This window comes from Alkalinema sp. FACHB-956, from assembly GCF_014697025.1.
GTDB lineage: Bacteria > Cyanobacteriota > Cyanobacteriia > Leptolyngbyales > Leptolyngbyaceae > Alkalinema.
The window spans coordinates 1-24,541 of the sequence record NZ_JACJRC010000047.1 but is presented as its reverse complement, the minus strand read 5'-3'; the positions used below and the strand labels follow the sequence as shown (position 1 = coordinate 24,541).

The 24,541-nt window shown below is 52.1% G+C and carries 17 protein-coding genes and 3 pseudogenes; 11 read left to right on the top strand and 9 right to left on the bottom strand.

The features are described from left to right. Positions 1 to 231: 231 nt before the first annotated feature. On the bottom strand, positions 232 to 717 hold the full coding sequence (locus H6G21_RS24600) for a universal stress protein (protein WP_190577133.1): 486 nt from the start codon (positions 715 to 717) through the stop codon (positions 232 to 234). Between the two features lie 256 nt (positions 718 to 973). Between H6G21_RS24600 and ade the strand changes: the two genes are divergently transcribed. The 3 genes from ade (at position 974) to H6G21_RS24585 (ending at position 4,960) form a co-directional block, all read left to right on the top strand. Next, a complete protein-coding gene (gene ade / locus H6G21_RS24595; protein ID WP_190577131.1) occupies positions 974 to 2,623 on the top strand; it encodes an adenine deaminase in 1,650 nt (549 codons plus the stop codon). A gap of 102 nt (positions 2,624 to 2,725) precedes the next feature. After that, a complete protein-coding gene (locus H6G21_RS24590) occupies positions 2,726 to 4,372 on the top strand; it encodes a phospholipase D-like domain-containing protein (protein WP_190577129.1) in 1,647 nt (548 codons plus the stop codon). Between the two features lie 210 nt (positions 4,373 to 4,582). Further along, positions 4,583 to 4,960, top strand: coding sequence for a nuclear transport factor 2 family protein (locus tag H6G21_RS24585; protein ID WP_190577135.1), 378 nt, complete (start codon positions 4,583 to 4,585; stop codon positions 4,958 to 4,960). Positions 4,961 to 5,109: 149 nt separating this feature from the next. Here H6G21_RS24585 and H6G21_RS24580 read toward each other — a convergent pair whose 3' ends face one another. From H6G21_RS24580 to H6G21_RS24565, 4 genes are all read right to left on the bottom strand, one after another. Continuing rightward, on the bottom strand, positions 5,110 to 5,328 hold the full coding sequence (locus H6G21_RS24580; RefSeq protein ID WP_190576026.1) for a hypothetical protein: 219 nt from the start codon (positions 5,326 to 5,328) through the stop codon (positions 5,110 to 5,112). A gap of 418 nt (positions 5,329 to 5,746) precedes the next feature. Further along, complete coding sequence (locus H6G21_RS24575; protein ID WP_190577127.1) at positions 5,747 to 6,817, bottom strand: GUN4 domain-containing protein; 1,071 nt, start codon at positions 6,815 to 6,817, stop codon at positions 5,747 to 5,749. Positions 6,818 to 7,116: 299 nt separating this feature from the next. Further along, entirely contained in the window at positions 7,117 to 8,352 is a 1,236-nt protein-coding gene (locus H6G21_RS24570) for an HhoA/HhoB/HtrA family serine endopeptidase (RefSeq protein WP_190577125.1), read from the bottom strand. A gap of 427 nt (positions 8,353 to 8,779) precedes the next feature. Further along, positions 8,780 to 11,230 carry a bifunctional serine/threonine-protein kinase/ABC transporter substrate-binding protein gene (locus tag H6G21_RS24565; RefSeq protein WP_190577123.1) on the bottom strand — a complete coding sequence of 817 codons (2,451 nt, stop codon included), beginning with the start codon at positions 11,228 to 11,230 and terminating at the stop codon, positions 8,780 to 8,782. Between the two features lie 357 nt (positions 11,231 to 11,587). Here H6G21_RS24565 and H6G21_RS24560 point away from each other — a divergent pair, with 357 nt between their 5' ends. Continuing rightward, the gene (locus H6G21_RS24560) at positions 11,588 to 11,758 is read left to right on the top strand and encodes a hypothetical protein (RefSeq protein WP_190577121.1); all 171 of its coding nucleotides are present in this window, start codon (positions 11,588 to 11,590) and stop codon (positions 11,756 to 11,758) included. Between the two features lie 22 nt (positions 11,759 to 11,780). Next, positions 11,781 to 13,142, top strand: a complete 1,362-nt coding sequence (locus tag H6G21_RS24555) for a hypothetical protein (protein WP_190577119.1) — start codon at positions 11,781 to 11,783, stop codon at positions 13,140 to 13,142. A 36-nt stretch (positions 13,143 to 13,178) separates the two neighbouring features. Here the strand turns inward: H6G21_RS24555 and H6G21_RS24550 are convergent, their stop codons facing one another. Beyond that, a complete protein-coding gene (locus tag H6G21_RS24550; RefSeq protein ID WP_190577117.1) occupies positions 13,179 to 15,662 on the bottom strand; it encodes a protein kinase family protein in 2,484 nt (827 codons plus the stop codon). A gap of 1,347 nt (positions 15,663 to 17,009) precedes the next feature. Here H6G21_RS24550 and H6G21_RS24545 point away from each other — a divergent pair. From H6G21_RS24545 to H6G21_RS24525, 5 genes are all read left to right on the top strand, one after another. Continuing rightward, positions 17,010 to 19,145 (top strand): response regulator, encoded by a 2,136-nt coding sequence (locus H6G21_RS24545; RefSeq protein ID WP_190577115.1) that lies wholly within the window; start codon positions 17,010 to 17,012, stop codon positions 19,143 to 19,145. Positions 19,146 to 19,155: 10 nt separating this feature from the next. Then, on the top strand, positions 19,156 to 21,015 hold the full coding sequence (locus H6G21_RS24540; protein WP_190577114.1) for a PAS domain-containing sensor histidine kinase: 1,860 nt from the start codon (positions 19,156 to 19,158) through the stop codon (positions 21,013 to 21,015). Beyond that, complete coding sequence (locus H6G21_RS24535) at positions 21,012 to 21,401, top strand: response regulator (RefSeq protein ID WP_190577111.1); 390 nt, start codon at positions 21,012 to 21,014, stop codon at positions 21,399 to 21,401. Before H6G21_RS24540 ends, H6G21_RS24535 begins: the two co-directional genes overlap by 4 nt. Before the next feature lie 143 nt (positions 21,402 to 21,544). Further along, a complete protein-coding gene (locus H6G21_RS24530) occupies positions 21,545 to 22,741 on the top strand; it encodes a class I SAM-dependent methyltransferase (RefSeq protein ID WP_190577109.1) in 1,197 nt (398 codons plus the stop codon). 71 nt (positions 22,742 to 22,812) lie between these two features. Further along, a complete protein-coding gene (locus tag H6G21_RS24525; RefSeq protein WP_190577107.1) occupies positions 22,813 to 23,463 on the top strand; it encodes an NAD(P)H-dependent oxidoreductase in 651 nt (216 codons plus the stop codon). 112 nt (positions 23,464 to 23,575) lie between these two features. Here the strand turns inward: H6G21_RS24525 and H6G21_RS24520 are convergent, their stop codons facing one another. Next, positions 23,576 to 23,800, bottom strand: coding sequence for a DUF4351 domain-containing protein (locus tag H6G21_RS24520; protein ID WP_190577105.1), 225 nt, complete (start codon positions 23,798 to 23,800; stop codon positions 23,576 to 23,578). A 333-nt stretch (positions 23,801 to 24,133) separates the two neighbouring features. Here H6G21_RS24520 and H6G21_RS24515 point away from each other — a divergent pair. After that, positions 24,134 to 24,229: pseudogene (locus H6G21_RS24515) on the top strand (DUF433 domain-containing protein); the annotation flags it as partial. A 74-nt stretch (positions 24,230 to 24,303) separates the two neighbouring features. Here H6G21_RS24515 and H6G21_RS25925 read toward each other — a convergent pair. Then, positions 24,304 to 24,414, bottom strand: a pseudogene (locus H6G21_RS25925) (IS4 family transposase); the annotation flags it as partial. Between the two features lie 24 nt (positions 24,415 to 24,438). Continuing rightward, positions 24,439 to 24,541, bottom strand: a pseudogene (locus tag H6G21_RS24510) (IS1 family transposase); the annotation flags it as partial.

Here is a 24,541-nt window from a genome sequence, read left to right as displayed (position 1 = left end):
CGCGGATCACCAAAGACCGTATTGCGGTCTTTGGTTTGCTCAGCACGAATTAAAATCGGGTTATTCATAGAAAATAGCGCTTTCATAGCTTTTTCCTAGTTTATTCCGACTTGTGTGTACACGGTAGCCCGTTCTGGGAGAGGGACTTTGAGTTTGGTTTCCCTGCTCTGATTTCAGGCTTGGATCGCGTGATAACTTGCTACAGCGATAAGACTCAAGTTTTTGGGGAAACTAAGACTCAAGTTTGAGGGTGAGTACAGAACAGGGGGCATGGTGCAGAACGTAATGACTCACACTGCCTAGCAGCAGTTCTTTGAGGCCGGAATGGCCCCGACTGCCGATCAGAATTAAATCCGCGCCCCACGACTGGGCCAACTCACAAATGACCCGCCCAGGGTTGCCAGGTAGTTGGCGGATTTCGGTGGCTATATTGGCTTGGTTGGCGGTGGTGGCAAACGATCGCAGTTGTTCCAGTTTCGCGCCTGCGTAGGTTTCCCATTCCCGTCGCCAGAGTTCGATCGTGGAGTCGCTGCCCGGTGACCAGTATTGCGGGTCTACCCCAGGAGGTACCAGGATGGGACTGCCTTCTTCGTTCCCCGACAATACATGCAGTAACAGTAATTCCGCTACGTTGCACTGTGCCAGAGACAGGGCAGTTTGAAAAATGGATGCTCCAGCCGATGAGCCATCCAGGGCAACTAGGATTTTCTTAAACATAGGTTTACCCTGCGATCGTGTCCTATGCTTTTATCCTACGCAATAGGTTGCCTAGACAGACTGAATAGCGCGCATTTTGCCACTAAACTTATTGCGCAGTTCCGGTAGGAGTACAGTTACAGGCAGTAGGATAGAAGTATAGAAGCATTCAGCACCGATATTAACCGATACTCGCCGTGGGCGATATTACCAGTGGGCGATCGGGGCAGAGGCCACGGTGCGATGCCATACCTGAACCCCGACTGGGAGGTCAGCCATGTCTTGCTTCAGGCTTTCAGGGATAATTGTTGACGTACTCCACAGGAGACTATTTCCGGGCACGGTGACGGTGGAGGATGGCAAAATTCGATCGATTCAACGGCAGGATAGCGGAACTCCAGAGCAATACATTCTGCCGGGATTGGTGGACGCCCATATTCACCTCGAAAGTTCCCTCTTACCACCCACGGAATTTGCACGGTTAGCCACGGTTCATGGCACAGTGGCCACGGTTTCCGATCCCCATGAAATTGCCAATGTGCTGGGACTGTCTGGCATCCACTGGATGGTGAGTCAGGCGGCGAAGACCCCCATGGAAATTGCCTTTGGTGCGCCCTCCTGCGTTCCTGCAACGACCTGTGAAACCGCAGGCGCAACCCTGTCGATCGAGGCCATTCGCACACTTTTTGAGCAGGAAGGATTGACCTATCTTAGCGAAATGATGAATGTCCCAGGAGTCCTGGCGCGGGATGGGGAGGTGATGGCGAAAATTGCCCTAGCGCGGGAGTTTGGTTATCCGATCGATGGCCATGCACCGGGTTTACGGGGGGACGCGGCGCAACAATATGCTGCGGCACAAATTTCCACGGATCACGAATGTTTTACCCTGGAAGAAGCCCTAGATAAGCTAGCAGCGGGCATGAAAATTCTGATGCGGGAAGGATCAGCGGCCAAAAATTTTGAGGCGTTACATCCTTTGATTGATCGCTATCCCGATCGCTGTATGTTTTGTAGCGACGATCGCCACCCCGATGATTTGGTCAATGGGCATATTAATCGATTAGTACAGCGATCGATTGATTTGGGCCATGACGTGATGAATGTTTTACAAATTGCCTGTGTGAATCCTGTGCAACATTATGGCTTAAAGGTGGGATTGTTGCAGGTGGGCGATCCGGCGGATTTGATTGTGGTCAATAACTTGCAAGACTTCCAAGTTCAGCAAACCTACTGCAAGGGGCAATTGGTCGCCAAGAATCAGCAAGCCTTGTTACCCCATCAATCTGTGGAGTTAATCAACAATTTCCACGCCAGTGAACAGTCGGTAACGGCCTTTACCATCCCAGTAGCCGGACGAGAAGGTCAATGGGTGCGGGTGATGCAGGCGATCGATGGCCAGTTGATCACGCCGGAGGTGCACTTGCCCGCGTTCGTAGAATCGGGGTTTGTACAGAGTGATCTGACGCGAGATGTGTTGAAAATTGCGGTGGTGAATCGTTACAACCATCAACCGCCAGCCCTAGGGTTAGTTCAGAACTTTGGACTGCGGCGAGGGGCGATCGCCTCCAGTGTGGCCCACGATTCCCATAACATTGTGGCGGTGGGAACGACGGATAAAGCATTGTGTGCAGCGGTGAATGCGGTGATTCGTGCCCAGGGGGGAATTGCGGTTGTGGAGGACGATCGGGTGGAGGTGCTGCCATTGCCGATCGCGGGGTTGATGAGTGACCAGGATGGCTATAGGGTGGCGGCACACTATGCAGCATTGACGCGCCGAGCGCAAGAATTGGGATCACCCCTGACCTCACCCTTTATGACGTTATCCTTTATGGCCTTGTTAGTGATTCCCGAGTTGAAATTGAGCGATCGGGGATTGTTCAGCAACTCAGATTTTCAATTTGTTCCGCTGTGGGTGGATAGGGACTAAACACCTCTCGTAATTTTTGCAACTTTAGGCATTGATTCAGTGAGAATGCGGGCATTCTAAAGAGAAGAGGGTTGTTGCGAAAATAGGTGGGAGTTGTCCATCATGCTGAGTCGGACTGTGGCGAGGGGCTTATCTGCGGTGCTGTGCATTGGGTTTTCCTTGGGCTTAGGCGCTTGCCAAAAACAATCGATCGCCCCGGTAACAGTTCTGAAAGCTGATTCGTTGCCCCAGGATGCCAAGATTCAGGTTTACATGAATCAGAACGCATCGACGGAATTTACCGACCCCTACCGTTCCATTACCCGGGCGGGTGATTCTCTAGAGCAACAAATCATTGACACGATTAATCAAGCTAAATCTACGATCGACGTGGCGGTGCAGGAATTTCGGTTGCCAAATGTGGCAAAGGCATTGCGCGATCGGGCAGCGGCAGGCATAAGGATCCGGGTGGTCTTAGAAAATCAGTACTTTAAGCCCTACAGCACCTATACTGCTGCGGAGATTGCACAATTGGACGATCATGAAAAGCCCCGCTATGAAGAAGCAAAACGATTTATTGATACGAATGCTGATGGTCAGTTAAGTGAGAATGAAATGACCGATCGGGATGCTTTAGTCATTCTCGATCGAGCAAATATCACACGAATTGATGATACAGCAGATGGCTCGAAAGGTAGTAATTTAATGCACCACAAGTTTATGGTGGTGGATGGCCGTTGGGTGATTACAACGTCGGCAAATTGGACAACATCGGATGTACTGGGTGATGTGGGTGTGCCTGCCAGTCGTGGCAATGCTAATAATTTCCTGAAAATTGATAGTCCTGAATTAGCCAAGTTATTCACTGAGGAATTCAATATCCTGTGGGGGGATGGCCCCGGTGGCAAGCGGGACAGTCGCTTTGGCAATCGCAAGCCCTTTCGGGGGGCACGGCAGGTTCAGGTGGGGGATGCGTTGGTGGAGGTGCAATTTTCGGCGACCCCACGTAAGGTGAGTTGGCAACAATCGACCAATGGGTTAATTGCCAAGACGTTGACTCAAGCGAAATCGTCGATCGCGATGGCCTTGTTTGTCTTTTCCGATCAACAGTTGGTGAATGCACTGGAACCTGTGAGCCAGCGAGGCGTGCAGATTCAAACATTGATTGAGCCAGGATTTGCCTATCGATTTTATAGTGATGGATTAGATATGTTGGGAGTGACGGTACATGACACATCCCGCGATCGCTGCCGGATCGATCCGACGAATCGCCCCTGGAAACAGCCGATTAAGACGGTGGGGGTTCCTAAAATGCCCCCTGGAGATTTGCTACACCATAAGTTTGGAGTTGTCGATAACAACATAGTGGTTATGGGCTCCCACAATTGGACGGAGGCAGCTAATCGCGGTAATGATGAAACACTTTTGGTAATTCATAGCAAAACGGTAGCCGCCCATTACAAACGGGAATTTGAGCGGTTGATGCAATCAGTGACCTTGGGGGTACCGCCTGCATTACAGAAGAAGATCGCCAAACAGCAGGACGATTGTAAGCATGTGAAATCTTCGATCGATGCCTCGGGGCGGGTGAATGTGAATACTGCAACGGTGGCGGAGTTAGATCAGTTGCCGGGAATTGGCAAAAAATCAGCGGAACGCATTCTAGCGGCCCGTCAGCAACGGCCTTTGCGAGGATTGCAAGATTTAGCGCAGATTCCCGGTATGACCCCGAAGAAGCTACAAAAACTGGGCGATCGGGTCATGTTCTAGTAATACAGGGTTTAATTCTGCTACTACTTGTTTCCCCTGATGTGATTCTCCTGCCCTGAGCACTTGCATTGCCGTCAGTTTTAGCTGTGGGAAGCTTGGGCACACAATAGTGTCTTCCCCCGTAAAGTCTTGGAAATCCTCATACCTAGTAGATAGCCTCGTTATACTGAAAGCAACGCTGGTCAGTAAAGGTTACCCATGGCTAACTCAATGAATTCAACGATCGAAGTGCAAATTTCTGCGCTGGAAGAACGACTGCGACAGGCGATGCTGGCCTCGGATGTGGCGGTCTTAGACGAATTGCTAGCTCCTGACATCATCATCACTAGCCACCTCGGCGAACGGTTGACCAAACAGGATGATCTCGCAGCCCATACCTCCGGTGCCTTCAAAATCGATGAACTGCAACCCTCGGAACAAGAAATTCAAGTCCATGGTGAAGCAGCGATCGTGTCTGTGCGGATGCAGGTGGTAGGAAGTTACAATGGCAATCCCACCAATGGCAACCTACGCTATACCCGTGTGTGGGCGGTGACCACGAGTGGCCAGTGGCAGATTGTTGCCGCTCACATTGGTCTAATTGCGTAATCTAAAGTTACGCTATTTGTTGTAATAAAAACGAATTCTTGTGGATACTTATCACCAACTGTTGATCGCAGCAGATTGTGTTTTGAAATTGTAGTGTCCGCAGTCCATGAGAGCATTAATGAGCCTGCGGAACCCCGATACTTAAACCGTTAACGCAGACGTTCGCGACTCAATATGCTGATGTATTGCCCATCCGAATGCACGATCTTCATCGGCTGACTCCAGTGAATCCTGTCTGCAATCCGATGCGCATGGAATTGATTAATCGTGTCCTGCACAAACTCCTTGTGACCGATTAAGTGGATCTGTAAGCGTTGTTTCTCAGGTTGAACCGTGCGATCGCTCCGATCGCTAGAACCGTTTGCCATAATTGAGCTTCTCCTGTTGAGAGGTGGTAAGAAGCCCAAAAATTTAGAGCCACCCCGTTTGACATCACAAACAAGAGTGGCTCGGTCAGATGCTAAAATCCTCATCAAGCCTCCTTGCTGCTGGATCAGCGAGGGGGAATAGCTACCCCGAGTTGTGCCCGCAACGAAGGGTAGTGCCCTAAATTTTTGGATCCCAGCGATTCCGTGCTTCATGCCGTACCGTCAATCGTCAACCCAACTGATAGAAGGATGTCCACGGATCTCGCTATGACTGAATAGCCTACGAACAAACCCCAGCAAAGTCAACCCCATCAAAAAAAATTTACGAAACAAAACCTGGGTTTACAGACTGGATTTATAGACTGGATTTACAGACAATGTCACCCAGGTTTTCGATCAAAGCAGCAGCAGCAACAACCTACAATGCCGCCTGAACCCGCGTCATCAGCCGAGGCAGATAGCCATAGAAGCGTTCATTGCGCAACTGCATTGCATCCGTATGACAACTGCCACAGTGCGACCCATCACTAGGAGCCGCCAGCCCATACACCACCGCATCAGACACCCCCATCCAGGGCAAATGCCCCACAGGAGCCTTCTCCGAGTAATTCAGTTCCGATTCATTTAACCAATCACTACTCAGAAAATCATTTTCCTTACGCGGTTGCATCAACTTCCAGCCCACCCGATCGCGGAACTGATTAATCGCCACCATTTCATCCTTGGGCGACTTCGCCTTAATCGACTCCCACAGTTTCGCCTGCACCGTCAAACCAAATCGCCCATTACTCGCATCCATCCAAGCACGATCGATCGCCCGAATTAATTCCGGCGTTAACTTAATTTCCGGCAACGGTTTCAACGAAACAGACGAGGGATCTAACAACCGTCGAGTTTCCCGATCGGCCAACGCCCAGTCTTTTGCCTTCAGTGCCTGCTGGAGCGGAGCCAACGTTTTAATCACTGCCGCATCCGATTGGCATTGCCCCGCCTCCGATCGCACAAATTTCTTAGCATTTAAATAATGAATAATTTGTATCTTTTGGGGTTGCCCCTTAGTCGGACGCAAACTGACATACAGACCATTCACCGCAGCATTCACCCGATATAATCGAAAACCATCATTCGGTTTCCCCCGAAAGTCTCCCGTAAACGGCAGTTTAGAATAATCCGCATCAGGCGCACCCTGTTCGTAATCTTCAACATTCGCTTGATTGAGCCAAGTTTGAATTTTTCCAGATCGATCTCGGCGTTGTACCGTCATCGTTACCGTTCTGCCCACCGGATTTTGGGGCGTATTGGGTGGCACCCGATCGGGAAAAGCCCCCGTCAAACGATAGGTCAGACTGGCCCCTTGCTCGATCGGAATTGTCACCTGACAGGTCACTGACGGGGGTAATACTTGCGCAGAAGCCGGAGGAATGATTGCAGAACTCAACACTGTCGCAAGACCTGTGATTGCTAATCGATTAACAACTTGCAATGGCATAAAACACCTCAATATCCAAGTAGGGAAATAGATTCGCAATTGCAGAGGACCCTTACAGTGTAATCACGACACTCACCCTGGAATGTCAGGTTACTCAAATGGATACGCCCTACAGCGCAATCATTCCGCAATGAGCCAGAGAAAGAGACCTACAACGCTAAAAAAAAGAGGCCCGATCGAGCCTCTCCTAATATCCTATTGAAGTATCTCTATTGAAGTCCTATGCAAATCCCAATTGCACACTAAAAATACAGCCCCACCCACGGTGGGATCGCCAACAACCTGGGAATCACCAACCGTCAGTTCTGCGCCGTTCGGGTGGGGAAAGCACCGGGCTGCACCGCGATCGTTTGGGTTTGGCCATTCCGCCGCACTTCCATCTGCAACGTACCGCCCACAGAACTCCTTTCCACCGCTTGCTGCACCTGATCCGCAGTCGTCACCCCATTACCATTAATCTTCTTGATCACATCTCCCGCCCGCAGGCCCGCCTTCGCCGCTGGCGAATTGCGTTCCACTCGGAAAATCAACACTCCCTGATCCTCATCCACCATCACATTACTATTGGGATCCTCATTGATCTGCTTCTTCAGTTCCGGTGTCAAGGTCGTCATACGAATGCCCAAATAGGGATGGTTCACCTTCCCATTGGCCATCAACTGATCGGCAATCCGTTGGGCCGTCTTAATCGGAATTGCAAACCCTAGCCCTTGGGCACTGGCAATAATGGCGGTGTTCATCCCAATCACCTCACCCCGTTGGTTGAGTAGCGGCCCACCAGAATTACCGGGATTAATCGCTGCATCGGTTTGAATAAAGCCCACGCGCTTATCCGGAACCCCCACCTGGGCACTGCTACGCCCCGTTGCGCTAATAATCCCCGCAGTCACCGTGTTATCTAAGCCCAAGGGATTCCCGATCGCGATCGCCCATTCTCCCGGTTTCAGGCTATCGGAATCACCCAATTGCACCGTCGGCAAATTATTCGAGCCTTCCACTTTGACCACCGCGACATCCGTCAGGGGATCGGCCCCCAAAACCTTACCTTTTAATTCCCGACCATCCCGCAGCACCACCGTCACCGTATCCGCACCGTCCACAACGTGGGCATTGGTCAACACCAAGCCATCCTTATTGTAAATAAAGCCCGATCCGGTTCCCCGTTCTACACGCTGGGACGGCGTATTGGGCACATCCCCAAAGAAATCGCGGAAAAAGGGACTGTCAAATAGCTCAGGTCGCCGAGTCTTCACTGTCCGAGAAGCATTAATCCGCACCACCGCAGGGCCAACCCGCTCCACCGCTGTAGAAATAAAGTTGTCTCCCGCCGCTGCGATCGCCCCGGTACGATTTTGGGCCACGATCGCGGGACTGGAATTCTGCGCTACCGCCGACGGGGGGGGAGCCAACAGTCGTCCACCCAACAACGTTGCCCCCGCACCAATGAAGGGTAAGGTTGCGTATAGCGCAATCTTTTTAAACGCAAATTTAGATCCTGGATGCTCGGATTCTGGCTGTGGGTTCAACATAGTCATGGGATTGTAATACTCCTTGCTTCAGTCTAGCAATTGGGTGCAGGGGTAGGGATCCTGTCGTTGAGATCAGCCGCATCGCCCAGTATCCCCGATCGGCGAGCCTAGTTTTAAGATAGGCAGCGGGTATGACATTCAGTTCACGATCTCATTTCACGAATATGACTCTATGACACGCTCCATGACGTACTGTATAGAGCTGTAGGACAGGCTTTTCAGAGATTTTGTGCCCGTCACGAGGACTTCATCCGATCAACACAGGGATGACAAACCAAGCCCTTACCTTAGTTATCACAGGTGAATGAATGACGAAGGCAGGCAGGCTTGTTATAAGCCTGTCCTTTTATTTTGTCGGTGATTTTATCTTGTCGGTAATTGGATTTTGTCGGTTGGCCCGGTGTCACTGCACTAGGTGTCACTGCACTGGAGGTTACCTAGAGGCAGAACGGGCGGTATCCCGTTGCAGCGATCGAAACTCATAACCCTGTCCGCCCCGCTTCGGCCACACCTGCACAAGCTGAATTGCCCCTTGGGGATCCCCCGTGGGTAAAAACTGAACTGGGCGAGTGGATCCCATGGCCGTAAACTGTGGATTCGCGAGCACATTTTGGATACCCTGGCGCGTGGGAGCTTGGACGATCGCGCGACTCAGGGCGATCGTGGCATCGTAGGCCAGGGCACTGCGCCACGTCGCGTCCCGCCGCCAAAGGCGATTGGCCTGGGTTTGAAAGTTGGACTTTTCTAAGCCCACCTGCTGGGTCGGTACCGCAACAACCATGCCTTGCGCATTTTTGCCGCCCATTTGCAAGGTTTTATTGGAATACATCGCATCGCCCGCCAGCAACGGAATGCGATTTTGGTTGGCCTGTAACAGTAACAAGGCGCGATCGCTAGCATCGCTACTGTTGGCCAAAATCAGCACCTCTGCTTGTTTCTGAGCCATGAGCGCGATCGCTTCCACCGAATTGAAATCCGGTTGATTAAAGTTGATTTCTGCAACTACTTCACCACGTCCACCATAGAAAAGAGAGTTTTTAATCTCTGCTTTTAAAGATTGGCTATATTTACTATTGGAATTGTAGGCAATAGCAACTTTGCGTTTCTTTAACTGATTTAAGAGATATTCACTCAATTGTTTAGCTGGCAATCGATCGCTGGGCATGGTGCGAAAGAAATAGCGGCTGATACCGGACAGTTGCACCGCTGAACTCAGGGGCGAAATTGCCACCATACTGGCCTGTTGATAAACCTCCACCGTGGCCAATGAGGTATCACTGGTGCCATGGCCCACCACGCCTAAAATATTGGGATCTGCCACTAGATATTGGGCAATTTGCTGAGCCGTGTCCGCTTGATTTTGGTCATCGGCGATCGTCACTTTGAGGGGCTTTCCCCCCAAGCCCCCGGACTGATTGAGTTGCCATTGGGCCTGCGCCACCCCCCGCAATAACTCCTGGGCCGACTGGGGATTACTGCCGATCGGGGCGACGGCGGCAATGGTGTAGGCCGGGGTTGCCCCCACGCGGGCGTTATTTAAATAAATTAAGGTTTCGGGATCTGCGGGAGCCTGCTGTCTGGCCTTGTCCAACCCCCCGATCGCCGCTGCCACATTGCCCCGCTTCAGATGGGCTACGGCCTCCACCTTGGCGGACGGCACATCCTGACTGAATAAAAGTTGATCGCCCCTGCTGACCCGTTTAGCAATTTGTTCCTGCAATGCTGGGTTAGTTGGGGCGAGGGACGGCTGCACCTGGAGCCGCGCAAACCAAGCCTGGGGCCATCCCAGAAACACCGTCGTAGCCACCCCTGCCCCCGTGACGGCTCCCACCCCCGTGATCGTCCGCCAAGGGAGCCGCCGGTGTTGCAACCGCGTGGGCGAATTATGATCCAATTGGGTGGAGATCCCGCCGGTGCCGCGATCTGACACATCTAGGGCTTGAGGCTGCAATTGAGATCGAGACAGTTGCGATCGGGACAGTTGAGATCGGGGCATGGCGGTCTGATCTTCCTCCCTAGACTGCACATGGCCTAGAGCTTGCAAGGCTTCCCGCGCAGAATGATAGCGATCGCGTACATGAAATCGCGTCAGTTGATCTAACAGATCCCGCAATCCGGCACTCACCTGCACCCGATCGTGCCAAATCAGTTCTCCCGTCTGGGCATCGCTGGGAAAATGGGCCGGATGCTGACCTGTCAATGCCTGAATGGCGATCATCCCCAGGGCATACAAGTCACTACTATATTGAGGTCTTCCTAAACATTGTTCCGAAGCGGCATAGCCCGAGGTATAGACGGGAATACTGGGCTGACTCATGTCAGGTTGGCTCGGAGAAAACTGACTCAGGGTCGGCGGTTGCGTTATCCCCACCGGAGTCTGAAAGGCATCTTGGGTTTTGACCGCACCAAAGTCAATCAAAACCAAGCGATCGTCCGTAGAGCGACGCATTAGATTATCCGGCTTGAGATCGCGGTGGATAACGCCGTGATCATGCACAAAGACCAAGGTTTCCAACACATCCTGCAACAGATCCACAACCTGGGCTTCACTCAGTCGGCGGCCATGGGTGATTTCAGCGGTCAAGGGCTGCCCGGTTATTAACTCCTGGATCAGATAAAACTCTCCCCCCTCCTCAAAGTAAGCCAGCAATTGGGGAATGCGATCGTGGCGGCCCAATTTCTCCAACGTTTCGGCCTCCTGGCCAAACATTCGTTGGGCTTGCTGGAGAAGGGTTGGATCAGGACTGGTAAAGCGAAACTGCTTCAGGACACACTGGGGATGGCCCGGACGCTGCAAATCCTCGACCACATAGGTATGCCCAAAGCCCCCTGCACTCAAGCTTTGGATAATCCGATAACGGCCTCCCTTAATCTCTCCCAGCATTGCACCTCTGACCGAGCAGTCTATGGATGAATATTGGCATTGTAGGCGCTCATCGCCCGATCGGATGGACTCCTATCCCAGAAGCCTTCAGAAACCCTGAGGCAGTCCCCAGGTTTCGCAGACTTATGCAAATTTTTGCTACGCTGCAAGTAGAAAGTGTGTGATACTCTGTTGGTGATGTCATATTTGACACACGGAGAATATCCGATCGTTCATTGCACAATCGTTCCATCAATCGGTTTGAACGCAAATTCCACTTTTCCGCTTTTGCAATGAAGATTTTGCAAGCATTGAGCGCGCTGCTAGGGGTTAACCTGTTAGGCAATGAAGGTTTTGCAGACAGTGAGGTTTCCCCAGGTGGTTAACGAGGTTGCGATCGCGGGTTGCCAAGGAATCGCCGCCATGGGATGGGTTTGCCTGGGGTGTACTCAACGTCGGTTTTGCAAAACTGTGGTCTATATTCTAGGCACTGTGTTCTATATTCAGGCTCGGGTCTTCAAAAACTTAGTTAACGTCACGAACCGTTAGCCCGACTGGCGGGGGTTCCTCCATGAATATGTCGTCTGCATCTCCTGTTGTGCCCACCAGCACAGTTGGTTTTCTGCCTCTCCACGATTTTCAAGTTTTACCCACGACGCCGCTTTCCGTCGTGGTGACTCAGTTTAAGGCACGGCCCCAACTGCCAGGGGTCTTGGTGATGCATCAGGGGGAACTGCTGGCGGTGCTGTCCCGATCGGCCTTTTTCGAACAGATTATGCTGGAGCGGCCCTTTGCCAAAACCATGCCGATTCAGCAATTGCTGTCCTTAGATCAGGCTCCGCCGCTGATTGTGTCCGATATCTGTAGTATTCCCGAAGCTGCTGAGCAAGCCCTGAAACGCCCATCCCCCATGGCCCTTGATCCCCTGGTTTTACAGTTTCGGGATGGCAGTTTACGCCTGGTGGACTTGCGCGATTTGGTCATTGCCCAGGCGCAATTTCAGGCACAAGCCCAACTGCAAGCGCAACAGATTCAAACCACCCAGCAACAACAACTCCTGAACTGCCAGAACACCATCGCCCAGCTGCGCCAAGAGTTAACGGAAGCCAATCAAACGATCGAGGTGCGTAACCTTGTGCTCCAGAACCATCAACAGCACTTAGAGCGCCAACAAACCCAACTTTGTCAAAAAAACCATGAAGTTAAACAACTACACAAACGTTTAGAGACGCTTCAGACACTGCTGGATTCCCGCATCCGTCAAGTTGTCCAACAGACCCTCAACAATGTTTCTGAGATTGGCAACAGTACCGATCGCCTGATTCACACCAGTGTTGGTTTAGCCAAGGATGTGGAAACGGTACACACCACCTCCAGCTTAATTCAGCAGGTCAGTAAACAAGCCCGATTTCTGGGCCTGCACACCGCGATTTTGGTGAATCGCTTTAGTGGGGAAGGGCTTGAGGGCTTTAGCCAAGTGATCAGCGACATTACCCGTTTAGTCAATCAGACCGCCGAAGCCGATCGCCACATGGGGCAGACCCTACACCGTATTAAAGGCAATATTGCTGAACTGGCACAAATTGCCCAAGCAGGGGCAAATTCCACCCAAACGTTAATTCAGCAAGTGGGCGATATTGACGAAGTGTTAGCGCAGTTGGAGAACTTGATTCAGGCGGAGCTGGCCCTCCCCGAAGCACCGTTGCTCACCGCCGATCAGAAATCAACGATTCACACCACACGCCAGTTAATGCGGCGGATTGAACAGGTCAGCACGGTCCTGGCCGATCTGTATACCCAGCCACAACATTCTGATCTGCGCATTATGATCCAGAATATTGAACAAAACCTCAAACGCAATACCCTGCTAGCCACCGCGATCGCCAAACCCAGTGGAGAATCCCCCTCCCCCAACGTCAAGACCTGGGGCTAGCCTGGGGGGCGCGAGCCAGTAAATCCATGCAACGGACTACTCCACCGTATTTTTTAGCCGCTTGAGTTGGTACTGGGCATCTCGGTAACACCCCGTCATGCCTTGATCCAAACAGAACTTCGCCGCCCGCTCCAAGTCTTCGATCGCGCCATCGGAATCGCCCAATTGCGATCGCACCAAGGCCCGCTGGTAATAGGCAAAGGCGTGATCGGGCCGAAACTGGATGGCGGTATTGAAGTCTGAGATTGCCCCTTCCCGATCGTCCAAGTCTATCCGGAGCAACCCCCGCTGGTAATAGGATTTGGCGTCTTCTCCATCCAACTTGATCGCCACATTTAAGTCCGCCATGGCCTGCTGGAGATTGCCCGTCCGATGGTAGGACAAGCCCCGGTTTTGGTAAGCCGAGATTAAGTTGGGGTCAATGCTGGCGGCTTGGGTACAGTCGGAAATGGCTCCGGGTTGATCGGCCAGATTCGATCGTGTCAGACAGCGATTAATATAGGCCGCTGCCAAATTCGGCTCTAAGCGAATGGCATTGTTGTAATCCTTGAGGGCCAGTCCCGATTTGCCTAAGGCCGACTGCGCTTGCCCCCGTTGCACATAGGCTTCCGGCAATTCGCCGTTTAACTGAATCGCTTGGTTATAATCCCCCACGGCTCCCTGCGGATCCCCCAGACTCAGGCGAATATTGCCCCGTTGGAAAAAGGCGCGGGCATCCCTGCCATTGAGCTGAATAGCACGGGTAAAGTCTTCCAGGGCTCGGCGCAGATCCTTCAACCGATAAAAGGCAACCCCACGGGCATAGAACGTCTCAGGGTCAGCCCCATACCAAGTCAACGATTGATCGTAGCTTTGCAGGGCTGCTCGATAGTTCCCTCGTAGACTTTGATTGAGTCCCGCTTGACGAAAGTACCCAGCCAGCCAGCCCTGGGGAATTTGGTAGCGCCATCCCAGCCACGCCGTTGTCAGTCCAAAACAACCCGCTAAGATCCACCCCACCAGCCCCCAAGAGAGCCAACGTCGGGGGGGAGCGGGCGGCGCAGGCGCTGAGGGTGCTGACGAGGCAGGCTCGATCGGTGGAGCCGGGGGCCAATTGGGCGGCTGACGGGAACCGGGATGATGCGGCGGGTGGGCTAGGGGCTGAGCTGCGATCGCGGGGGTTGGTTGGAGGGGCGTCACCGCAGACTGAGTCGGTTCTAACCTGACCGATTCCAACCTGGCCGATTCTGGCTGTGCCACCAACGGAGCCGCCGGATTGAGATCGAGTTGCAAAGCGGTGGGTTCAACTCCCACGATCGCCCCCGGCGGGCGGTCTACGCGGTCTACGCGGTCTACGCGGTCTACCGGTTGCCCCACGACCGGTTGCCCCACGACCGGTTGCCCCAACTCAGTACCTCCCCCAGCCGCCACCCTAGACGCCGGGGAAGCTACATGATCCGGCATCTGGGCACTGTCCGCTGCCCCAACGGGCGGCCTGACTGACTTTCCCTGCCGCAATAATCCCGCTTGTAAGCTGGCATGGCCGTTGGCGGTGGAGCCATTTGCGTGGGAGGTCACCTGGGCGATCGCCCCCACCGACTGGGAATCTGCACTGCCACCCTTTGGGCTGGAATGCCCATTGACCGAGTGGGACTGGTTGGGAGCGGGTGTCGAGGAACCTGTCTCCGGAGGGGGTTCGGTGGAGGCTCCCGGCGATCGCCGAGGCGGACTGGGGGGAGGAAGATCGGTGGTGGGATCTTCCTCCATCAGCAAACTTTTCAGAATACGACGCACAATCATGGCAGACGGATATCGCTGCTTGGGATTGGCTAAGGTTAAGCGATCGATCACTTCTGCCAAATCGCGACTGACGGTCGTTTTGCTTTGCCAGTTTGGTTTGATCAGTAGCAGCGCGTCCGCGCCCACCCCCGTCAGCGCTTGCATGGCAATCATACCCACCGAATAGAGATTGCTGCTAAACAGCGGGTTCCCGGCTAATTGCTCCGGCGGCAGATAGGGTCTTGGATCGGGAACGGATGCATTATTAAACTGGGTGCGCCCTTTGACGGGTAAGACCAGTAAATTAATCAGCACTAACTTGCCGTCGGACTGTCGCCGGAGCAGATTATCGGGATGGAGCCCTCGCAAAATCACATCATGGCGATGCAAAAAGACCATGATATCCAGCAGTTCCAACATCAACTGGATCACCTGGGTCTCTGGTAGAGGTTGTTGCAATTCTTGACTGAGGGGGTGCCCTGCCACAAACTCTTCGACCAAATAGATCTGCTGATCTCGCTCAAAAAAGGTTAACAAGCCAGGTAAATGGGGGTATTTGCCAAGCCGAGCGATCGCTTCCACCCGCTGCTCTAAGATGAGCTTAGCAATCTGAAAAGCTTGAGGATTACCCGTGGGCATTTGCAGAACTTGAATCACGCAGCTGGGATAACCCGGACGATGGGTATCTGAAGCAAGAAAACCCGTTCCTGCCTCGTCAATCTGGGTGACTTGGAATCGATCTGCTAGCAGTTGCCCAATCATAGCGTTGCCCAATCATAGCAAGGCGGTCACTTTCGTTAGGCCATCCTTCCGTTAGGCCATCAATTATGTCATGTCTACCCAGGAAAAATGTAACCCTTCCTTCACACAAGAATGAATGAAGATGAATTGCCAATTTTGCTCAGTTGTATCCACAATAACGGCTCTAGGTCGGAATTTCACCTACGATTCACTGTGTTAAGCCCTTAAGGGATCGAGTGGAGCCCTGTTGCAATCATGACATCCTTAGCGGATTCACTCCAGCCCCCTCCGAATCCCCTGCCGATTCTGCAAAACCAATGATTCTAGGCCAGGAAGGCAGCGATCGCCATCCTCCTGGGCTTTCGTCACTCCCTCATGTTCTGAGGCGTTCTGAGAATCGCGTTCTGAGAAGGGTTCGCGCATGCTTTTGAACGGGTGCTCTACCACCTCAACGGGTGCTCTACTTTACCGACAGCTTCGTTCGGTCCCCTCGCGTTCAGTATCATTTTGTTCACATTTATACGGATCCCCTACTCTTTTTGAGGATCCGATCGCTCAGCATTTCTCTGGATAAAAATCACATGAGCCGGAGATTCAGGCATTGCTGGAACCCTCAATGCGTCTATGAATTCGCCGGAATTGACCGAAATCCTGCCATTCTGCCGTGACCTGTTGCAAGTAACGGCCTCTCGTTTCCCCCGGTTCTCAGATCAAATCGGTCGCGATCGGGAAATGAGGACCTTGGAATAGGACAGTTTTAGAAAGTGTCAAATCTAACTTGCGTTCTGGTGGGCGATCGGTCAAAGTGTTACACAGAGATACTTATTATTTCAGGTATTTCATGGACTCAGATTCTCCTGGCTTGTCATCGACTAGTTTGTCATCGATGGATTTGTCATTACCTGATTTGTCATCGACTAGTTTGTCATCGACTGTGTCGATCATCAACTTCTTGTAAGCCAACTGCAAACATTCTGTAATCAGAACTAGGTAAAAGGCGGTATCAACTTGAGGTTGTTCTACTAAGAGTTATATTTACGGGTGCTCTTCACGTTCTTGTAATGTTGGTTTAATGGGTTTAACTAAAATTCAATGGGCTTAACTTGTTATTTAACATTTCTCACTTGGAATCACCAATTATTTCCCTTCTTTTCCACCGTCGATCATTGCGTCTGGGTGTCTAGCGCGATCGATTCAGAGTAGTCTAGATTAATGATTTAAAATCAGCGACCTCAAATCATTAACTTAAAACATTGTATCTAGTGCCTAGATTGCGTCTAAGCTAATATATTTTTTTCCAGTTGCCCATACTCTAGCATTGCCCCCACGCCCTCAAATTTTACGCAATTCATCTGCGGTGCTTTCACCATGAGAATTCTGATTGTTGAAGATGATGAACTCATTGCAGAAACGCTGAGTACAGCGTTAACTGAACAGCATTATGTCGTTGACGTTGCCAATAATGGCAGACTGGGATGGGATTTTGCGAGTAGTTTGAGCTACAGCCTCATCTTGCTGGATGTGGTACTACCAGAACTTGATGGCCTGAGCTTTTGTAAACAACTACGATCGCAGGGAGATTCCACCCCGATTCTGTTTATGACGGCGAAGGATACTCGCACGAGTTTGGTTTGCGGCCTGGATGCAGGCGCTGATGATTACGTCACGAAACCGTTTGATGTTGAAGAAGTGCTGGCACGGGTACGCGCCTTGTTGCGCCGGGGCCATGCGGTTTTACCTCCAACCTTGAAATGGGATCACTTGGAACTCGATCCCAGCACCTGTATTGTCACTTGGCAACAGCGCCCCCTCAAACTCACCCCCAAGGAATACAGCTTACTGGAACTGCTGCTACGAAACCCTCAACGTATTTATAGTTCCAGTGCCCTCATTGATCACCTGTGGGCCTTGGATACCCCGCCCACCGAGGATACGATTCGATCGCACATCAAAGGATTGCGCCATAAGCTGAGAAAAGCGGGAATTGCCACCGACCCGATCGAAACCGTCTATGGCATTGGCTATCGGCTACGCACGCCCCCCAATCGTCTTGAGGGTGCGCCGAAGGAGATCTCAAAGGAGATTTCAAAAGATGTCCCAGCGGACAATCCGCCATCATTATGCCCTGGGGCTCCATTCTCCCCCTCCCTGGAGCAGCAGCCCCCCACCCCCTTACAGCAGGGGATGGGCGAAATCTGGCAACAATCTCGGCCTAAATTAGAAACCCGCCTAGTGGTTCTGGAGCAAGCGATCGCTGCCCTGCGCCAGGGACGTTTAGAAGCAGACTTCGCAGAAAAAGCCAGTCAACAGGCCCATAAGTTAGTGGGGACGTTGGGCATGTTTGGAGCCGATGACGGTTCAACCATTGCCCAACAGGTGGAATTAGCCTTCCAAGGGGGATGCACAGCACAATCGTTTTCGATCGAGCTCCTGGAATACCAAGTCCAAACCCTGCGCCGAATCGTTGAGCAAGTGACGCTAGCTTGGAGTCCCGCCCCTTCCCATAGCAGTCCCTCCGGGGCCGAGCAGCTAACCCCTGACTCCGCTGCCACCGAGCCATTGGCGGGATTAGAAGAAATGGTGATTCCCCTGCCCCACCAGTCTGAGACGACCACAGCCACTGTCATGGTCGTCGATAGCGATGGGAACACCTTGCGGGCCCTGGAAACGCTGTTGCAACCGTGGGGATTCCAGGTCATTACCTGCGATCGACCCGCCCATCTGTGGACCAAGTTACAGGAACATACCCCCCACCTGCTGATCTTGGAAGTTGACTTACCAGAAAGCAACGGCGTCAGCCTCTGTCAAACCCTTCGCAACTCACCGCAATGGAGTGGTCTGCCCATCCTCTTCCTGACCAGTCGCCGGGATGCAGAAATGATGCACCGAGGCTTTGCAGCGGGAGCCGATGACTGGGTGAGCAAGCCCTTTGCGGGGCCAGAATTGGTGACTCGAATTCTGAATCGGCTGGAGCGATCGCGGTTGTTACAGAGCCTGGCAGAGATCGATCCGTTAACGGGAGTGGCCAATCGGCGTAAAGCCAGCGAAGAATTGACCAAATTTTTGGCCCTGTCGGAACGCCACAGCAAACCGTTTTGCTTTGCATTAGTGGAAGTGGATCAGCTGGCCTTGATCAATGAGCGTTACGGATTTGCCATGGGCGATCGGGTCTTACAGCACTGCGGGCGCTTGCTGAAGAGCACTTTCCGCAGCGAGGACTTAGTGGGACGGTGGGGCACCGAAAACTTTGTGGTTGGCATGTATGGCACTACAGCCATCGAAGCCATGCGCCGGTTAAGGGAGGTGGTGCAAGCCCTCCACCAACAGTTTTATGGTGCGGAGCAGGATACGCCGGTGGACATTGTCTTAAATATTGGACTGGCGGCGGCTCCCCACGATGGCCAGGACTTGCCCAGCTTGTATCAGATCGCTAAACGATCTCTCCGGCAAAACCGATCGGCTCCTCTAGCGCGATGGCAACGGGAAACTCCCGTGAATTTATAGGAGGTTTCCAATGCCAAGGTTACTGAGTCCATCCAATACTCAACGCCCCTGGGTTCCCAATCTCGCTGAGGTACTCCCTTGGCTGTTGGGCGTTACAGTGGTGTTCCTCCTTTGGCACCTCTGGCGATCGCTCACCCCGTTGGCCAGTCCCCAGGATGAACGCTTGATTGTCTGGACGATCGTGGGGGTGGGAGCCAGTGTGACGATCCTCATGGTCTGGGCCTTGCGGTTAGTCCAGACCAGTCAGCGATCGGCCCAGCAAGTGGAGTCGATCAATGCCAAACTGACCCAGCAAATCCAAGTTCGCCACCAAACCGAGCTGGCCTTACAGCAATACATCGAAGCCATCCAAGACCTCTACAACAACGCCCCCTGCGGCTATCACTCTGTGGATGCGAGCGGCACCGTGGTGATGCTCAATGATACGGAACTCAACATGCTGGGCTACAACCGCTACGAAGTGCTCGATCACAAGAAGTTTACGGAATTGCTTGCGCCAGAAAGCGTCGCCGATTGGCTAGAGTCCTTTGAATTACTGAAGCAGCGCGGTTGGATTAAGGATGCGGAATTCTGGATGCAACGCAAGGATGGCAGTACGTTTCCGATTTTGATCAATGCGACGGCCATTTTTGACGATCACGGCAACTACATCATGAGCCGATCGACGGTTCTGGACTTGCAGGATCGGAAATTGGCTGACCAAAGGTTGCAGGAACGGGAAGCCCAATATCGCGCCATTGTTGAGGATCAGACGGAACTGATTTGTCGGTTTCGCCCCGATGGCACGTTAACCTTTGTCAATCCGGCCTACTGCCGTTACTTCGGCCAGGAGGCAGAGGCCCTGCTCAATCAGTCCTTTATTCCCCTAGTACCGCTGGAGGATCAGGCACTGCTGACCCAGCAGTTAGCGCAACTCAGTCTAAGCTGTCCCATGGTGCAGATGGAATACCGAGTCATCCTGCCCTCCGGGGAGATTCGCTGGCAGCAGTGGACCGATCGCGCCATTTTTAACGCAGCCGGCAGAATGATCGAAATTCAAGCCGTGGGTCGGGACATTAGCGATCGCCGGGAATTGGATCGCCTCAAGAGTGAATTTGTCTCGATCGTCAGCCATGAACTGCGCACGCCCTTAACCGCGATCGCGGGAGCCTTGGATTTATTGGCCAGTGGGAAACTTTCCTTGCAATGTGAAGAAGCCCAACAAATGCTGACCATTGCAGCTAGTAATACCGATCGATTAGTCAGGATGATTAATGACGTGCTGGATATGGAGCGGATCAAATCCGGCAAAATCGCCATGAATCAGCAACCCTGCGATATTGCAGAGATTCTAGACCAATCCGTTGCGGTGATGCAATCCATGGCACAACAGGCAGGCATCACGCTCCAGGGATCATGGTTCAGCACGATAGTTTTAGCCGATCGTGATCGATTAATTCAAGTGTTAATTAATCTGCTAAGTAATGCGATTAAGTTTTCCGATCGGGGCTGTACGGTATGGATTGGGGTCGATCACATCGACAGTGCAAATAAATTACTATCCCAGGATTCCATGAACTATGCTCCGCTAGACTTGCCAGCATTGCTGATCACCGTTCAGGATGAAGGTCGAGGAATTCCAGAGGATAAGCAGCAGACGATTTTTGAACCCTTTCAACAGATCGACGCCTCCGATTCCCGCCAGGAGGGAGGAACCGGCTTGGGGCTTGCCATTTGCCGCAGTATTTTGGCTCAGCATGGCCTGCCGTTTTGGCTAGAAAGCGCGATCGGAATTGGCAGTCGATTTTCCTTTGCCATTCCAATCCTATCGGGCAGTGCAGAGAATCTTGACCTTCGGGTAGACCCGCAGGAGGGAGGCTACCCTCAATGACCGGCTCCATCCCTAAACATATTTTAATCATTGATGATGAGATGGATATCCAAGCTGTAGCACGGTTAGCCCTGAAAACAGTGGCGGGTTGGCAAGTCACGACCGCTAGTTCCGGGATAGAAGGGGTCACTAGGGCCAAACAATTGCAACCCGATGCCATTTTATTGGATGTCATGATGCCAGATGTGGATGGGCTATCAACGCTGCAACAACTGCAAGCGGATCCTCAAACCCGATCGATTCCGGTGATTCTGATGACGGCAAAAATGCAACTGCCAGACATGAGAAAGTTTTCGACCCTAGGCATTACAGCGGTCATTACGAAACCCTTTAAGGCGATGCAGTTAGCAGAACAAATAGCCCAGGCTTTGGCATGGCAGGGGTGAGGCATGCATGCACTAGACGAGTTGATTAGACGAGTTGATTGGATGCGTGGACTCTATGAGGTGGACTCTATGAGATAGTGGTGATGGCTCGGATTCGATCGAGTCATGATTAATGTTTCGTTTTATTGCAATTTCAACCTCCAATGACCGACCATCAGGCGATTAGTACTGCTGTTGCAAATCTCTATAACACCTATCCCTTTCCACCGGAGCCGCTGCTGGACGAGCCGCCGATCGGCTATAACTGGCGCTGGAATTGGCGGGCAGCCTATCACTTTTGTACAGGACGGCAACCCGATCGCCAGGATATTCGGATTTTGGATGCGGGCTGTGGCACGGGCTGCGGCACGGAATATTTGGTGTACCTGAATCCCCAGGCTGAGGTCACGGGGATCGATCTGAGTGCGGGGGCATTGGAGGTCGCAAAGGAGCGCTGCCGTCGTAGCGTGGGCGATCGGGCAACGTTCCACCATTTAAGTTTATTTGATGTCGATCAGTTGCCGGGGCAGTTTGATCTGATCAACTGCGTGGGGGTACTGCACCACACCCCGGATCCGGTACGGGGCATCAAGGCGTTGGCGGAGAAGTTAGCACCGGGGGGCCTGTTCCATATCTTTGTGTATGGTGAGCTGGGCCGGTGGGAAATCAAGTTAATGCAAGAGGCGATCGGGCTGCTGCAAGGGAACAAGCGCGGCGACTATCGCGATGGCGTGCAGGTCGGTCGGCAAATTTTCGCATCGCTGCCTGAGAATAATCGCTTACGGCAACGGGAAAAGGAACGCTGGGCGATGGAAAATAATCGGGATGAATGCTTTGCTGATATGTATGTGCATCCCCAGGAAATTGATTACAACGTGCATACGTTGTTTGACTTGATTGATGCTTCGGGGTTGGAGTTTGTTGGTTTTTCCAATCCAGCTGTGTGGAACCTCGATCGCTTAATTGGTCAATCCCCAGAATTGCAGGAGCGGGCAGCCCAACTCAGTCCGCGCGATCGCTACCGCCTCGCGGAGATTCTCGATCCAAGTTCCTTTACCCATTATGAGTTTTTCCTAGCCAAACCACCGTTTACCACAGCGGATTGGAGTTCAGACGAAGTGTTGTTGCAGGCGATTCCTGAACGGAGTCCCTGTATGGAGGGTTGGGAAAGCCAATGCATTTTCACCTATGATTATCAAGTGGTTAACCTGAGTGATGCAGAGTTTAAATTCCTGAAGGCGGCAGATGGCAATACCACGCGGACGGTTGCGGAGATTGTGACGGAGGTGGAGTTGGGGCTCGATCGGGTACGCGCCTTGCAACAGCAACAGATTGTGCTTTTAACGCCGACCCATGCCTGATGGCAGATCCAGGTTTTGAGCAGAACGCGCTATCCTGTTGGGTGAAATTGTACTAACCCTAGGGATGTCCCATGGCTAATTCTGCTGCTCTTTCTCCTGAAGCCGCGCTCCAGCAACTAAAGTGGCGCTATGCGGTGAAAAAGTTCGATGCTAGTCAGCAAATTCCGGATGAGATCTGGCACACGCTGGAGCAAAGTTTGGTACTAGCTCCCTCTTCCTTTGGCTTGCAGCCCTGGAAGTTTTTTGTGGTGAAGAATCCGGAATTGCGGGCGCAGCTTTTGCCCCATACCTGGAACCAGGCGCAGGTAGTGGATGCGTCCCACCTTGTGGTGCTGGCGATTAAGAAGGATCTGAATGGGGCAGATGTCGATCGCTATGTGCAACGGATGGCGGAGGTGCAGGGCACGCCGGTGGAGGCTCTAGAGGGCTTTGGCAAGATGGTGAAGGGCTTTATGGGCAATATTGATGTCGATACTTGGTCGGCGAAGCAGGTCTATATTGCGTTGGGGCAGTATATGACGACGGCGGCGATGTTGGGGATTGATACTTGTCCGATCGAGGGGTTTGTCCCTGCGAAGTATGATGAGGTGCTGGGCTTGCCGGAGAAGGGCTATTCTGCGGTGGTGGTCTGTCCGGCGGGCTATCGAGCTGCGGATGATAAGTACGCCGAGAGACCGAAGGTTCGGTTTGTGACGGAAGAGGTCGTGGAGTATCTCAACTAGGAGTATCTCAACTAATTGATCCACACTCGTGTCTTCGATCAGTGGATACCGATCGAAGACACGGGTCACCGAGGAATGCACTTGCAGCACTTTGATCGCCAGCGATCGTTCCCTAAGTCCGACTTTCTAACCAGGTTGTTAGGTCATTGAGCAACTCGAAGCGGAAAAGAGCGATCGCCAACAATCGAATCTGCTCAGGCGCTAGACCATCAACTCGATCGTGTAACGCTTCAGATAACTCGCCGAGCTTTTGTTCTAGTTGGAGCGCAATCAGCGATCGACGCTTTTCTTCTTTGAAGTTAGATGATCTTTCCGCTATAGCTAAGCAACTTGGCATGAACCTAGATCAGGGTTTTTTAGATAGACTTCGATCTGTATTGAACTATGGTTACAACGATCAGTGAGAGGTGAAAATATACTTACCCCTCTTTTGTTGCTCCCTCTGAAGTAAATTCTGAAACCCTTGCGTATCAGCAGTTTTTAGTTTGAGGACTCTGAAAATGACAAAAGAGCAAAACTCTTGAAATACACGCGTTTCAGCTTTTTCTTCTACTAATGTGACAAAAGAGGGGTATAGCCAACCCTGATTGTAAGTCTAAAATAATTGCAGCCTAGTACTGCATAATAATTCTCTCTCCACGGACACAATTTCTTCTCAGGCTGCCTAATAATGGACTACCAACACATAATCACAATAGAACCTGGAAAACGTGGTGGCAAGCCGTGTATTCGGGGAATGCGAATTACGGTATATGACATCTTAGACTAAGTACAGGACAAAAACTGTAGAACATCCAAGAAATCGCGATGAGAGATATCTGCTAGATTCAACATTATCTGACGGAGATAGTCGAACCCGTGTCGAAACAAGCTCACAGCCTTGCGTCCATGTTTTTTAATGGCAATCGGTTTGAGTTGATTTTGCCATTGTCCCGTGCGAAAAGCCCAACAGGCGTTGCTGAATAGGGATATGATTTACTGTGGGACGGGCACATCACCAAATTTGAGATAATGCAGTAGCAGGCGAATTGAGTGCTTCAGCATTTCTACAGATTTGGAATAACACAAGGTCTTACGA

Coding starts and splice junctions, on each gene's coding strand:
- H6G21_RS24600 (WP_190577133.1), bottom strand. CDS start 717: ATGTTTAAGAAAATCCTAGTTGCCCTGGATGGCTCATCGGCTGGAGCA.
- ade (WP_190577131.1), top strand. CDS start 974: ATGTCTTGCTTCAGGCTTTCAGGGATAATTGTTGACGTACTCCACAGG.
- H6G21_RS24590 (WP_190577129.1), top strand. CDS start 2,726: ATGCTGAGTCGGACTGTGGCGAGGGGCTTATCTGCGGTGCTGTGCATT.
- H6G21_RS24585 (WP_190577135.1), top strand. CDS start 4,583: ATGAATTCAACGATCGAAGTGCAAATTTCTGCGCTGGAAGAACGACTG.
- H6G21_RS24580 (WP_190576026.1), bottom strand. CDS start 5,328: ATGGCAAACGGTTCTAGCGATCGGAGCGATCGCACGGTTCAACCTGAG.
- H6G21_RS24575 (WP_190577127.1), bottom strand. CDS start 6,817: ATGCCATTGCAAGTTGTTAATCGATTAGCAATCACAGGTCTTGCGACA.
- H6G21_RS24570 (WP_190577125.1), bottom strand. CDS start 8,352: ATGACTATGTTGAACCCACAGCCAGAATCCGAGCATCCAGGATCTAAA.
- H6G21_RS24565 (WP_190577123.1), bottom strand. CDS start 11,230: ATGCTGGGAGAGATTAAGGGAGGCCGTTATCGGATTATCCAAAGCTTG.
- H6G21_RS24555 (WP_190577119.1), top strand. CDS start 11,781: ATGAATATGTCGTCTGCATCTCCTGTTGTGCCCACCAGCACAGTTGGT.
- H6G21_RS24550 (WP_190577117.1), bottom strand. CDS start 15,662: ATGATTGGGCAACTGCTAGCAGATCGATTCCAAGTCACCCAGATTGAC.
- H6G21_RS24545 (WP_190577115.1), top strand. CDS start 17,010: ATGAGAATTCTGATTGTTGAAGATGATGAACTCATTGCAGAAACGCTG.
- H6G21_RS24540 (WP_190577114.1), top strand. CDS start 19,156: ATGCCAAGGTTACTGAGTCCATCCAATACTCAACGCCCCTGGGTTCCC.
- H6G21_RS24535 (WP_190577111.1), top strand. CDS start 21,012: ATGACCGGCTCCATCCCTAAACATATTTTAATCATTGATGATGAGATG.
- H6G21_RS24530 (WP_190577109.1), top strand. CDS start 21,545: ATGACCGACCATCAGGCGATTAGTACTGCTGTTGCAAATCTCTATAAC.
- H6G21_RS24525 (WP_190577107.1), top strand. CDS start 22,813: ATGGCTAATTCTGCTGCTCTTTCTCCTGAAGCCGCGCTCCAGCAACTA.
- H6G21_RS24520 (WP_190577105.1), bottom strand. CDS start 23,800: ATGCCAAGTTGCTTAGCTATAGCGGAAAGATCATCTAACTTCAAAGAA.